This is a genomic window from Klebsiella sp. 1SOBk10mer (genome assembly GCF_046602535.1).
Lineage (GTDB): Bacteria > Pseudomonadota > Gammaproteobacteria > Enterobacterales > Enterobacteriaceae > Klebsiella > Klebsiella quasipneumoniae.
On the sequence record NZ_JBKIUP010000006.1, the window covers coordinates 156,859 to 170,305 of the forward strand.

Sequence of the window (13,447 nt, forward strand, 5' to 3'; positions counted from 1 at the left end):
TAGGGTGAGGGGAAAACGCTACGGCTTACGGAAAAACTCGTTATACAACATATATAAATGCGCCGCGCTCCACGAGAAGTTGGGCGCCCCCTGCTGGGCGCCGGTCAGCGGATTGTAGTTCTCCTGAATCGGGCCATCGGCGGTTAAGCCTTTGGCGTGCTGGAAGAAGGCGTCCGCCAGCTTCAGCGCCTCATCGCGATGACCGTAGCGCTCCATTCCCTTCAGGCCGAACCAGAACTGATCCACCCACACCCGTCCACGCCAGTAAATATCGGCGCCAAAGGCCGGGTTGGTCAGTGCGGCGGTGCCCAGCGGCACAAAGGTGTTGAACTCTTTCGGGTCGAGCATCACCGAAATCACATCGTCAGCATGTTGCTGCGTCGCCGCGCCGTTAAACAGCGGCGACCAGCCTTCCGGCCCTTTGCCGCGCTCGACGATCGGTTTACCGGCGCAGCCGTTGGCTAGCGGTTGTTCCTCGATACGAATGTCGTAATAGAAGCGGGTCTGCGGGTCAAACATGCAGGTATTGATATAATCCGCCAGCTTCGCCGCCAGCGCCTGATAGCGCTTTGCCTCTTCCGCTTTGCCAAGAACGGTCGCCATCTGCGCCAGATAGTGGTTATCGCTGTACATATAGCTGGCCTGATCGACCGACTCCTGAAGCAGCGAATACCCCAGCAGGTTGCCGTCGCGGTCGCGGTTTTCGGCGAATTTGACCGTCCAGTCGCTGCGTTTGCCGCCGTTGGCGACATATTTATCCAGCTGTTCTTTATCGATAAAACCAAATACCGCCGCATCGTCTCGCCCGGATTCCCACGATGCCGCTACCTGCGCCGGGATTTCGAGGCTGTCGTAATCGCCTTTGGCCGTCACCTGCTCGTAGGCGCTGAGGCCGGAAAGCGTCTGCTCGGTTTGCCCTTTTTTCACCGTGAACAGCATGGCGCCGTCGGCGGTGTTGTGCGCCTTATCGCGGGTCGCGCCATATTCCGGCACGCCGTTACCGTTATGGTCGCGATTGCGCAGCCACCAGTCGTGATAGGCCACCAGCTTCGGATACATCTCTTCCAGCCACGCTTTATCTTTGGTGACGTTATACACCTCCATCACCGACCAGGCCGCGAGGCTTGGCTTAGTGTTGCGTTCGTTCCAGTTGCCGCCGTCGCCGCCGCGCTCGGGGCTCAGGTTCCAGGCAATCAGATCGGGCACAAATCCGGCATCCTGCGGACGCACCTTATCATTGGCTTTAATCTGCCAGGAGAAGACGGCGCGGATATTCTCTTTGGCGATATCCGGGTTGAAGTGGGCCATGGCGTAGGCTTGCTTCCAGGTATCCCACGGCCAGGTCTGGTTGCCGGAGAACCAGCGGCCGGTCACGGATGGGGTGACGGTGTGGTAATGCACCGCGCCGCCCGGCGCGCGCCAGTTGCCGTTGAGCGTCTCAATGGCTTTCACCGCTACGCGAGTCTGTTCGGCGGTGGCGTCCGGATTAATGAGCCCTTTTTGCAGATAGCCGTCCCAGCGCTGTTCGGAGGCGGCGAGATAATACGCCGGGCGCGCCAGAATATCGCGGATTTGCGCTTTTTCCTGGCGCGCTTGCTCCGCGGTAAGTAGGTGCGAATAGGTAGTGTACAGGATGGTGGAGCCGCGGATCTCCGCGCTGCTGGTAAAGCGATGACCGTCGATACGGGTCTCGGTTACCAGCGAACGATGGATCTGATACTGCGATTCACCGGAAGTCATCAGGTCAGAGGCGGCGCGAACTTTGCCAAAGCTGACCGTCAGGCCGTCGGGCGTGGCGCTCAGGCGGCGCTGATAGCCCGGGAAAGCTTCATCAATGGTTTTGACCGATAGCGCTTTCCCCTCTTTGGCGGCCAGTTTTTCCAGCAGTTCGCCATCCCACACCAGCTTCAGCGGAGTGTTGCTGGTGATTTTGGTCTCCAGCAGTGAAGTGTGGGCGCTGGCGAAGCGCAACGTCATCTCCACCTTCACGCCGGGCGCGGTCAGCGTTTGCTTCAGCGCGCCGGGCAGGCTCCAGGCCTGCAGGGTGAAATCGACCTTTTTGCCGTTCTGATACACCGTCAGGCGATCGAAGTTGGTGGCCATAAAGTTGATGTACTCTTCGGTCAGCAGCGCCGGGCCGGGGAAGCCGCCCATGGTCGCCGGGCCGTCGGGCAGCAGGTGGCCGTGCCACGCCCCGAGGTCGAAGAAGGGGTTGAAGCGCTGGTGGTCATCGGCGTCGAAATCCTGCATATACTGCGGCGCGCCGCTGCGGTCGATGACGTTTTTAAACGCCTGCGCGGTGACGGCGTGGGCGGAAAAACTCAGCATCAGCGCGCAGGCCAGCGGCGTCAGCGTAGTGGTGAGGTTCATGGTATCTCGGCTCCTTGTTACCAGTAGAAGTATTGCATCAGGAAAATTTTGTCGCTCGGGTCGCCGCTGGCGTTGCTGGTATAGAAACGGCTGTCGGCGGCGGTGGCGAAACGCCCGCCGCCGTATTCGTACCAGATGCCAAATTGCATAAACGCGGTGGTTTCATCAGCGGCGTGGTCCGGGCGGTGTTTGGCGTAGCTGTATGCGGTGGAGAAGTAGAGTCCGCTTAATGCTTCATACATGGCGCTGGCCATAAAGCCGGTTTCGCTGCCGGGAACATCCAGCCCTTTGGCGCGGCCGGTATGGTGCCAGGCGCGGAAGGCCAGATTGGGCGACAGAACGCCGGTCAGGAATAGCTGTCCGGTGCCGTCGGTCACTTCAAGGCCGTTCATCCAGGTGACATCTTTGACGATGTCGTACTGAACGTAGCCGTTGACCATTGCCGGGTAGGTGTACTTATCGTCATAGCGATCATATTTGCCGAAGTGCAGCCAGGCCTTGCTTTCATCGTGATGACCGGCCGGCGTGGCGGTGACGCTATAGCGGAAATCGCCGCTGCGGTTTTGTACTTTCAGCGCGTACATGATGTCGCGGGTATTGGGGATCACATAACCCAGATCGGGGGTAAAGTCGCCCCACCACTGCAGGTCGTCCAGCGACGAATCCTGGCGCAGGCTGAGCATGATCTCGGTGTTGTTATCGGTTTTATAGCCGCCATAGAGGCGGTTAAGGCCGCCTTCCACGCCACCCCAGCTGTGGCCGGGCGTCCAGGCATTGCCCTGGCTATCGGCCTGTACCGTCCAGGCTTCGCCGTAAATCAGCCCGAACCAGTGGCCGTTTTTGACCTCCAGCCCGCCCTCGATATAGGTGCCATCGCTGTATCTATGTTTGTCCTCGCCTTCTAAATCCATGTATCCGCCAACCCCCAACTCGCCGTAAAAGCGATAGGAGGTGGTGGTTAATTCCGGCGTTTTGGTATCGTCGTGCTCGGCCGGATGGACGGTCTCAGCGGCCGCCGCAGGGGCGCAAAAAGCCAGGGCAACGAGTGCCCCGTATAAGTAAGAGTTAGTTTTCATTTTTTTAAGGTATTTAAGAGGTATGGGAAGCCGGAGCCGCTTCTATTTGTTGTTGTTCCTGGGTTAATCCTTTGACGTATCTGCTGTATTTCCACCACGCGAAGCCAAGGAAAATCACGATCCCGCCAACGTTGTAGAAAATAATGGTCAGGATGTTGCCGCCGGTTGGGAAGGTTGAGGCGACGAAACCGATGGCGAAAATCACAATTAGCATGGATACCACCACGATGCCGGTGGTACGCGAGCCCATGCGGAAATCGCGCGGCAGATGGTCGAGCTTGCGGCGCAGGTTGAGGTAGGCCAGCATGATGAACAGCGGCGGCAGCATGGAAGCGGCGGCGGTCATGTTGATGATGGTGTTCATCAGATCCTGCACGGTGTTGGATCCCAGCGTCGGGATGATCATCAGTGGAATAACGATCAGATACTGGATCCAGGCCGCGCGCGCCGGGACACCGTTCTCATTGAGCTCGACGGTTTTTTTACCAAAGATGCCGGAGGGAATTTCCGAGAAGAAAATTTTAACCGGAGTGGCGGTCCACATCAGTAGCGAGCCAAACATCGCGGTAAACGAAACGAGGCCGACGAAGCGGTTCATCAGCATTTCCGGCAGGCCAAAGTAAGCCGCCAGGCCGTGGAACACCTGCACCGATCCGCCGGTAAACTTCAGCTCTTTGCTGCTGACGAAGACGTTGATCAGCACGGAGGAGATCGAGTACAGCACGCCGATGAAGATCCCGGCGAGGATGATCACTTTAACGAAGGATTTCGAGCCGCCTTTCACATCGTTGACGTACACCGCCACCGATTCCGCGCCGCCCGCCGCCATAAAGATCCACGTGGTAATACCGAGGAACGCCCAGTTGAAGTTAGGGATCATCGCTTCGACGGTGATCGGATCCGCTGGCTGCACGCCGCCCACCAGTGCGGAACCGGCCAGCAGAATATAAGAGAGCGTCAGCAGCAGCATCAGCGATGAGGTGACGGAGGTGATAGGCCCCAGCATTTTCGCGCCGTTGGTGGAGATCCAGGTGGAGAAAGCGAACAGCGCCATGCTCAACACAGTAGTGGCGAACGGCGTCAGAATGTATTCGTAGCCGAGGAAGGCGTAAGAGGCATAGGCGATCACGCGCGGCAGCAGCGAGGTGAAGAAAAACAGGTTTACGAACCAGTAGGTATAGGCGGTGATAAACGCCCAACGGCCGCCGAGCGAACTCTTCACCCAGGCGTAAACCCCGGCCTCGGAGTTTTTATTCAGCGACACGAACTCGGCGATAATCAGGCAAAACGGAATGAAGTAGAACAGGGTAGCGAGGAAGAACATCGGCGCCGACGCCAGCCCCAGTTCGATATTGTTGTTGATGACGTTATTGAAACTGTAAACGGCGGCAAAGGTCAGTGATAACAGGCCGAACTTGCCGATGGTATTACGTTTAGTATCAGACATAACACATCTCCACACATTGTCCTTCAGAGGGTCGCTGAAGGGGGTTGTGTTGTTTGTAGGGTAGAGGTAGTTAAGAATTAATGTTGATTTTAGTAAAAGTTTTAGTAAATAGAAGTAAAGAAACCGAATAGCTTTAACTCGATCACGAAAAAGGTTGAGTAATACGTAATCAGGCGAGGGATAAAAAAATCCCGCCAGCCGATGAGGGGCTGACGGGACGACAGGAACGTTATTTACCGGCGGCGGCAGCGTTAACCGGCGCCGCGGCGCGCAGACGTTGCTGCTTTTTTTCAAAGCGGGTGATCCACCACCACGCCAGGCCGGAGAAGACCGCGGTCATAAAGACGTTGATAAAGAAAGCGTTAACCAGATCGACGCCTGGCGGGAAGGCCGAAGCAGTCATGCTAACCACGAAAATCACTATCAGCATCGATACCACGCTCATGCCCACTTTCCTCGAGCCCATACGGAAGTCGCGCGGCGTGTCATCGTGTTTCCAGCGGAAGACGAAGTAGGCGGCCATGATGAACAGCGGCGGCAGCATGGCGGTACCGGCGGTGAGATTAATGGCGGTGTTCATCATCTGCTGCACGCTGGCGGAGCCGAAGCCGTTAACTATCAGCATCAGGAAGACGAACAGGAACTGCCACCAGGCGGCGCGTACCGGCACGCCGTGAGCGTTCAACTCGGTGGTTTTCTGGCCGTAGATACCTTTCGGGATTTCCGAGAAGTGGATTTTGACCGGTGCGGCGGTCCACATCATCATGCTGCCGAAGATGGCGATAAACAGAATGATGCCGACGAAGCGGCCCATCAGCGCTTCAGAAATGTGGAAGTAGGCGCCGAGACCGGTAAAGATTTCCACCATTCCGCCGGCGTAGGTCAGGTTCTCTCGGGCGACAAAGACGTTAACCAGCAGCGAACCTAAGGCATACATACCGCCAATCAGCACCCCGGCGGTGATGATGACTTTAATAAAGGATTTCTGCCCGCCCTTGGTGTCGTTGAGGTAGGCGGCAACGGTTTCCGCGCCGCCCGCGGCCTGGAAAATCCAGCACATAATACCGAGCGTCGCCCAGTTGATGGTCGGTTCCATCGCCGCCAGGGTAATCGGCTGCGCCGGGACGTGACCGGAACCCAGCGCGGTCAGCGCGCCGACGACGTAAATCGCGAACAAAGCGAACACGCCGTAGGCCACGCATTCGGAAATTTTACCCAGCCAGGTCGCCCCTTTGGTGGATATATGGGTAGCCATGGCGAACAGCACGATGGAGATAAGCGAGGTCACCATCGGCGAGAAGGGGATCGCGTAACCGGTGATCGCGTATGAGGCGTAGGCCACCACGTTCGGCAACAGCGAGAGGAAAAAGAACAGGTTCACAAACCAGTAGAGGAAGGAACCAAGATAGGCGGCGCGTGTGCCCAGCGGCTGCTTCAGCCACGCGTACATCCCGGATTCGGAGTGTTTATTGGCCGAGACGAATTCGGCGATGATAAACACGAACGGGATAAAGTAAACGATAGTGGCGAATAAGAAGATAGGCGCGGAACTGAGCCCTAACTCAATGTTGTTATTGACGATATTTCGCACGTTAAAGACGGCGGTAAAGGCCATCGATAACAGCGCGAACTTGCCGATTTTGGCACGTACAGATTCGGACATACGTCCTCCAATCATTCATCTACCCGCCGCAGCGGGCTGGAACCGAAAGGCCAACGGGCGTACCCGTTGACCTCCCTTGTCGCTTAACGCGGGTTTACTTATTGAGGAAGTAGCCGTCTTCAACCGTGACTCGCAGCACCACTTTTTTTACCGGCGCATCGCAGATAAAGCGGTAGGCTTCGTCGATATCGCAAATCACCATCTGCCCTTCGTGAACCTTCATCGTTTCACCGATCCCTTTCAGGTATTCGCGATCGGTTTCGTCGCGGTAGCAGGCGACAGTTTGCAGATTTTCTTTGGCGGCAAACTCGATTTTCTGCTGCCCCTGCAGGTAATAGTGCACCTCAAAGTAGCGGCGGTTGCCGACAAAGAGCGCGTCGGTCGTACTATCGGTTTCCACTCGATAGGAGAGCGAATCGCCAATGGAATGCGCCACGCCCGGGCGGATGTTGTCGATGTTATTGATGGCTTCCACGCAGCGCTGCCATTTGCGGCCGCTATGATAAACTTGCTTAAACTGTTCTAAATTATCGAGAATTCTCATTGTTCAGCCTCGCTGTGTGCAACGGGGGAAAAGAAACCGGCGCCGAAGCTATGGTTCGCCAGTACCTGCGAGGTGCCGCATCCGCCCTCCAGCGGCAGCAGCGTAAAGCCATAGTTGAAGGTGTTGAGCCAGACGCGCCAGCTATCCAGCACTTCGCTGCCCCAGGAGTTGGAGCCGAGGCCGAGCAGTTGCGCATCGATATTCAGAGTGATGTCATCGCTGCGCTGTAGTTCGTTGCAGTGCTGGGCGGCGTGCAGGTTTTCTGCCGTATAATGCCAGGCGCTGATGTTGAGCGGATTGCGCGGTACGACCAGCAGACCGCTGCCGTGGCGGTCGCTGAACGATGCCCAGCGCACGTGCTGACGGTTGCCGTTGTTCTGCGGGAACGGATAATTGACAAACATATCGTCGACGGTGGTATGCCAGATATCAATGATGTTGCTTTGCTGGCTGTCGGCGTAGTTCTCGCCCGGTCCGCGGCCATAGTAGTTCACCTGGTCGAACTCACCGTTAATGCCCAGCATAAAGCCGATGCACGGGACGATGTGCGGATAGTCGCCGTAGCGCTCGCCGGCCAGCTCAACGTTGATGTGGCCCTGTGGGGTAATCTGCCAGCGATAGGTACAACGCATACCGAAGTCGAACACCGGCGGCGCAATTACGCTGCGGGTGGTGATCACCACCGTTTCGCCCTCTATTTCGGCGCTGAATTCGCGCAGATGTTCCTGCATTATCTGCAGGTGGGCCGGCTGCCACAGTCCTTCGTATTCCTGTTTATGGTTATCAATCATGGGCTTGAAGAAATTGATCTTCGGCTCGCGGGTTACCTGGTCGACGCCGTTGACCTGCCATTCGCTCAGTTTGCCGCTGACCTTACTGAACACCACGCGGAAGTTATGGCCGCAGATGGTGTAGCTGAGGCGTTCATCGACAATCTGCAGCGGCGTGGCGCTGGCGTTTAACAGCGGGGTTCGCGCGGCGGTTCGCGCTTTAAGCGGGAACTGATAGACGGCGATATCGTGATTGGCTTCGCTATACGGGGTACGCGAATCTTTGGTCACCATGATGTTGACGAAAGCTTCACGCTCGTCGAGCTGCGGGAGGGCGATTTGCAGGTCGCGGCCGCTATTCGGCGCCAGGTCTTTCACTTTCAGCAGCTGACTGGAGAGCGTTTCGCCTTCGGCGCGCACTTCAACGCGCAGGGTGTAGTCATCGAGAGTGGAGAACCACAGTTTGTTTTCCACTCGCAGTTCGCCGCGGCAGATATCCCGCGCCTGTACTTTCACTGGGGCGATGACCTGTTTGTATTCGCGCAGGCCCGGCCCCGGCGTCTGGTCGGAGAAAATCAGACCATCGAGGCAGAAGTTGTAGTTGTTCGGGTAGTCGCCATAATCGCCGCCGAATTTGTACCACACCGCGCCGTTTTCGTCGGTGGCCTGAATACCGTGATCGCACCATTCCCACACGTAGTGGCCCTGGATGCAGTCGTGCTGGTAGAAGACGTTCTGGTATTCGGTTAATCCGCCGGGACCGTTGCCCATCGCATGGGCGTACTCACAGATAATGCGTGGTTTTTCATGCGGATGTTCGCCAAATTCGTTCATCAGCGGCACGCGGGTGTACATGGTGGAGATGATATCCACCACCTCGGCGTCGCGATCCTCTTCGTAGTGCACCAGCCGGGTATCATCCAGCGCTTTAGTGGCGTGGTACATGGCGCGGATGTTGCAGCCATAACCGGATTCGTTACCCAGCGACCAGATGACGATCGACGGATGGTTTTTCTGCGCGTGGACGTGGCGCACGATGCGCTCAACGTAGATGTGTTCCCAGGCCGGGTCGTCAGTGATGGCGCTGAGGTTGCCGACGTTGGCGAAACCGTGGGACTCCACGTCGGTTTCCGCCATCACGAACAGTCCGTAGATATCGCACATTTCATAGAAACGCGGGTCGTTCGGGTAGTGGGCGGTGCGAACCGAGTTGATGTTGTGCTGTTTCATCAGCAGCAGATCTTTTTCCACGCGATCCATGCCGACCGCGCGGCCTTTCAGATGATCGTTATCGTGGCGGTTTACGCCGTGCAGCATCACGTAGCGGTTATTGATATAGAACAGGCCGTCACGCACTTTGATATCGCGGAAACCGACGCGCTGCGGGATGATTTCCAGCACCTCGCCGGCGGCGTTCTTTAACGTCAGCACCAGATGATAGAGATACGGGCATTCCGCCGACCACTGCTGCGGCGCGCTCACATCAATCGTGAAGCCGGTGTTCAGCTGCTGACTGACCTGCAGTTGACCGACGTTGCCCGAATAAAGCGCCTTTTCGCCGTCGAACAGGGTATATTCCAGCGTCGCCGCCGCCGTCTGCGGAGCCAGGTTTTCCAGCGTCAGCTGGCAGGAGAGGGTCGCGTCGATGTAGTCATCGTTAAAATCGGTGCGCACGGTGAAATCCTGCACGTGCAGCGGATTTTTCCCCACCAGATAGACGTCGCGGAAAATGCCCGCCGACCACCACATGTCCTGATCTTCAATATAGGTGGAGTCCGCCCACTGCATCACGCGCACGCACAGCAGGTTGTCGCCGGTTTTCACCGCCGCGCTAATATCGAACTCGGCGGTCAGGCGGCTGCCTTTGCTAAAGCCGATGTACTGGCCGTTAACGTAGACTTCGAAATAGGTTTCGACGCCATCGAATTTGATGATGGTTTGTTTGCCCTGCCAGCCGTCGCCGAGGGTGAACAGGCGCTGGTAGGCGCCGGTCGGGTTATCGGTCGGAACATACGGTACGTCGATGGGGAAGGGGAAACCTTCGTCGGTGTACTGCAGCTGACCGTGGCCCTCCATCTGCCACATACCCGGTACGGTAATCGGCCCCCACTCGTTCTGAAAGCACGAGGTAAAGCTCTCCGGTACCAGCAGCGGGTTGGTGAAAAAGCGGAAGTTCCACTGCCCGCTGAGGGACAGGAAGCGGCTGCTGGTTTCGCGGGCGAAGGTCCGCGCCTGGGCCAGTGAGTCGTAAGAGAAGAAATACGCCCGCGGCGGCAGCCTGTTTTCATGAGTGAGTTGAAGGTTTTCCCAGCGATTCATATCGCCTCCCTGAACGGCTTAATAAGATAAACCTCATTTTAGTAAAACTTTTACTAAATAAAATCGTCAGGGATGATTTACTTTAACTTGATCACAAAATGAGCCGCTTTATGCCGGGTGGCGGTTTCGCCTTACCCGGCCTACAGAGTGGCGTTCCGGCCAGGACCGGTAGCCCGGCTAAGCGTAGCGCCGCCGGGATGTGGTTGGATTAACGGGTGGTTCCGCGCAGCTTCAACACGCTGGGAACAAAAACGTTAAGCGGCAGGGCGCGGCCATCGCGGGCCTTCTCGATCAGCAGGTTCACCCCCTGGCTGCCCATCATTTCGGAGTGGATCCGCACCGTCGACAGCGGCGGGAAGGTAAAGCGCGCGGTGGGGATATCGTTGACGCTAATTAGCGAAATATCTTCCGGGATCGCCAGCCCGCGTTCGTGAATGGCGCGCAGCACGCCGATGGCGATGGAGTCCGAGGCGACAAACAGCGCCCGCGGAAACTCCGCTTGCGCCAGCATCTGCTTCGCCAGCTCATAACCGGACGAGCTGGAAAAACCGCCGCGCCAGATATCATCGGCTGAAACCACGCCCTTCAACTGGCCGTACTCCACAAACGCCACTTCACGAATATCGGCCTTGCCGGGCTGGTCCTGGCCGCCGATAAATCCAATACGCGACGCGCCTTGCTGGATAAAGAAGTCGACCACCTCTTTAGCGATACGTACCAGGTCGATATCCACCGCATCGTACGGGCTACCGGCTTCGTGGAAATCAATAAAGCAAATATTGTCGGTCAGCGCGCTGGCGGTCTCGCGCAGCTCGCGCGTCGGCTGGCCAATAATCAATACGCCGGTGACCTTTTTCAGCTCGGGCAGGGTGTTATTGAGATAGCAGTTGGTGAGCTCGATGGCGAGCTTTTCGCATTGGGTTTCAATACCGTGGCGAATGGCGAGATAGTAAGGGTCGTTAATTTCCAGCTCTTGCTGGTAGCTATACAGCGCCAGGATATGATGATGGCCGACGGGTAGGACCTGCGTTTTACGCGCGCTGCTGCTTTTATACTCCAGCTTCTCCGCAATCTCCAGAATACGATGCTTGGTCTCTTCTTTTACATTCAGGGTGGGATCGTCGTTTAACACCCGGGAAACCGTCGCCAGCGAAACACCCGCTTCGGTCGCAATGTCTTTTAGCGTTGCCATCTTTTTCCTTTATCGGACGTTGCCCATGTTTGCTCATCCATTGTAAAGCAAGCGTCGCGTCCTGCACCTTATTTCAGTAAAAAACGCCTGCGTGGGAGGGCTATTTTCCCCGGCGATAGCGTGACAGAAGTAGCATTATTCTCAGTAGCATGCAGACGAACGGCAAAAATTTGCTATCTTTTAGTAAAAATTTACTGGAGGTGAGAGATGGATACCGTAGCTTACGCTGATTTTGCCAAACTGGAGATGCGCGTCGGCAAGATTGTCGAGGTGAAGCGCCATGACAATGCTGACAAACTGTACATTGCGCGGATTGATGTCGGCGGCCGCACGCTGCAGACGGTCACCAGCCTGGTGCCCTACTACAGCGAAGAGGAGCTGCTGGGGAAAACGGTGGTGGTGCTGTGTAATCTGGCGAAAGCCAAAATGCGTGGTGAAACTTCTGAGTGCATGCTGTTATGCGCAGAAACCGAAGACGAAAGCGAAAGCGTGCTGTTGACGCCGGAGCGAGTCATGCCGGCAGGCGTGCGGGTGGTATAACGAAAATACCCTCTCCCGACCGGGAGAGGGTTGTGTGTGAATTACGCCTCTGCAACCGAGACGCGCAGGGCCGCCAGCGCCTTACGCGCCGCCTTCAGCACCTGCTCGCACTGCTCAAGGGTGAGCGTCAGCGGCGGTTCAACGCGGATCGTCTTGGCGTTGTTTAACGTCCCGGCGACCAGCACCCGCTGTCTGAACATCTCGCTGGCAAAGTCGTAGCCAATCTCGTTATCGACAAACTCGATGGCCATCAGCATGCCTTTCCCGCGCACATCATTTACCAGGTCCGGATACTCCTGCGCCAGCAGGCGGAAACCGTCCAGCAGCATATCGCCTTTCTGCGCCGCCTGCGCCGGCAGGTTTTGCGTCAACAGCACGTTGATGGTCGCCAGCGCCGCCGCACAGGCCAGCGGGTTGCCGCCGAAGGTGGTGGTGTGCAGGAACGGGTTGTCGAACAGCACGGAGAAGACCTCCTCCGTCGCCACCGTCGCGCCGATCGGCATCACGCCGCCGCCGAGCGCTTTCGCCAGACACAGGATGTCGGGCTGAACGTTCTCATGCTCACAGGCGAACATCTTGCCGGTGCGGCCCATACCGGTCTGCACTTCGTCGAGGATCAGCAGGGCGCCAAACTCGTCGCACAGTTTGCGCACCGCCGGCAAATACCCCGTCGGCGGCAGGATCACCCCCCCTTCGCCCTGAATCGGCTCAAGGATCACCGCCGCGACGTCGTCACCGGTTTTCTTGCACTCGCTCAGCATGGTGCGCATGGCGTTGATATCGCCGAACGGCACATGGCGGAAGCCCGGCAGCAGCGGCATAAACGGTTTGCGGAAAGTCGACTTGGCGGTGGCCGACAGCGCCCCCAGCGATTTGCCGTGGAAGGCGCCGCTGGTGGCGATGAAGGTGAATTTACCTCGCGGCGACTGATAGGCTTTCGCCAGCTTGATGGCCGCCTCTACCGATTCGGTACCGCTGTTGCAGAAGAAGCTGTACTTCAGTTTGCCGGGCGTTAAGGCCGCCAGGGTTTTCGCCAGCATCGCGCGTAGCGGGTCCAGCAGTTCCTGACTGTGAAGCGGTTGTTTCGCGAGTTGATTCTCGACGGCGGATACCACAACTGGATTACGGTGCCCTACATTGAAGATGCCAAACCCGCCAAGGCAGTCGATAAACTCCTGTCCCTGGGTGTCGACAAGCGTATTTAACCCTCCCGCTTGCCACTCTACGGCTCCGTAATCCCCGCCGGCTGTGACCGATTTTCGATACTCTAAAAACCCCGGATTCACATGCTCTTTAAAGTATTCTCTAACCTCCTGGTTAAGTGCTTTCATTTCCTCATGGTCAAGCGTGCGCTTTTCAATGAGATTCAGTGCGTGTGCGCTGCAGGCCAGAGCCGATGCGCTGGAAGGTAACCTGTTCAAAATGTGCTCCTGGGGCGGACGTATCACACGATACTGGATTAAGTATTGCAGGGATTACGCCAGTTCGGCAGAAGCGGTGAAAATCGGGATAAATGCAAAGTAAAA

At 57.1% G+C, this 13,447-nt stretch carries 9 protein-coding genes; 1 reads left to right on the forward strand and 8 read right to left on the reverse strand.

Translation table 11 applies throughout. The features are described 5' to 3' along the window. Nucleotides 1-18: 18 nt before the first annotated feature. The 7 genes from ygjK to ebgR form a co-directional block, all read right to left on the reverse strand. Nucleotides 19-2,370 carry an alpha-glucosidase gene (gene ygjK, locus ACLH1I_RS17035; protein ID WP_264975515.1) on the reverse strand — a complete coding sequence of 784 codons (2,352 nt, stop codon included), beginning with the start codon at nt 2,368-2,370 and terminating at the stop codon, nt 19-21. Between the two features lie 17 nt (nt 2,371-2,387). Then, complete coding sequence (gene ygjJ, locus ACLH1I_RS17040) at nt 2,388-3,446, reverse strand: protein YgjJ (RefSeq protein ID WP_048295617.1); 1,059 nt, start codon at nt 3,444-3,446, stop codon at nt 2,388-2,390. Nucleotides 3,447-3,459: 13 nt separating this feature from the next. Next, entirely contained in the window at nt 3,460-4,893 is a 1,434-nt protein-coding gene (locus ACLH1I_RS17045) for an amino acid permease (protein WP_017899717.1), read from the reverse strand. Between the two features lie 229 nt (nt 4,894-5,122). Beyond that, nucleotides 5,123-6,556 carry an amino acid permease gene (locus ACLH1I_RS17050; RefSeq protein ID WP_009485171.1) on the reverse strand — a complete coding sequence of 478 codons (1,434 nt, stop codon included), beginning with the start codon at nt 6,554-6,556 and terminating at the stop codon, nt 5,123-5,125. Nucleotides 6,557-6,650: 94 nt separating this feature from the next. Next, nucleotides 6,651-7,100 (reverse strand): beta-galactosidase subunit beta, encoded by a 450-nt coding sequence (locus ACLH1I_RS17055; RefSeq protein WP_048295615.1) that lies wholly within the window; start codon nt 7,098-7,100, stop codon nt 6,651-6,653. After that, nucleotides 7,097-10,189 carry a beta-galactosidase subunit alpha gene (gene ebgA / locus ACLH1I_RS17060; protein ID WP_198079827.1) on the reverse strand — a complete coding sequence of 1,031 codons (3,093 nt, stop codon included), beginning with the start codon at nt 10,187-10,189 and terminating at the stop codon, nt 7,097-7,099. Before ebgA ends, ACLH1I_RS17055 begins: the two co-directional genes overlap by 4 nt. Before the next feature lie 208 nt (nt 10,190-10,397). After that, nucleotides 10,398-11,381, reverse strand: coding sequence for a transcriptional regulator EbgR (gene ebgR, locus ACLH1I_RS17065; RefSeq protein WP_009485173.1), 984 nt, complete (start codon nt 11,379-11,381; stop codon nt 10,398-10,400). A gap of 207 nt (nt 11,382-11,588) precedes the next feature. Between ebgR and ACLH1I_RS17070 the strand changes: the two genes are divergently transcribed. Beyond that, the gene (locus tag ACLH1I_RS17070) at nt 11,589-11,921 is read left to right on the forward strand and encodes a tRNA-binding protein (protein WP_048295612.1); all 333 of its coding nucleotides are present in this window, start codon (nt 11,589-11,591) and stop codon (nt 11,919-11,921) included. A gap of 41 nt (nt 11,922-11,962) precedes the next feature. Here the strand turns inward: ACLH1I_RS17070 and ygjG are convergent, their stop codons facing one another. Further along, nucleotides 11,963-13,342 (reverse strand): putrescine aminotransferase, encoded by a 1,380-nt coding sequence (gene ygjG, locus ACLH1I_RS17075; protein WP_025999194.1) that lies wholly within the window; start codon nt 13,340-13,342, stop codon nt 11,963-11,965. Nucleotides 13,343-13,447: the final 105 nt, after the last annotated feature.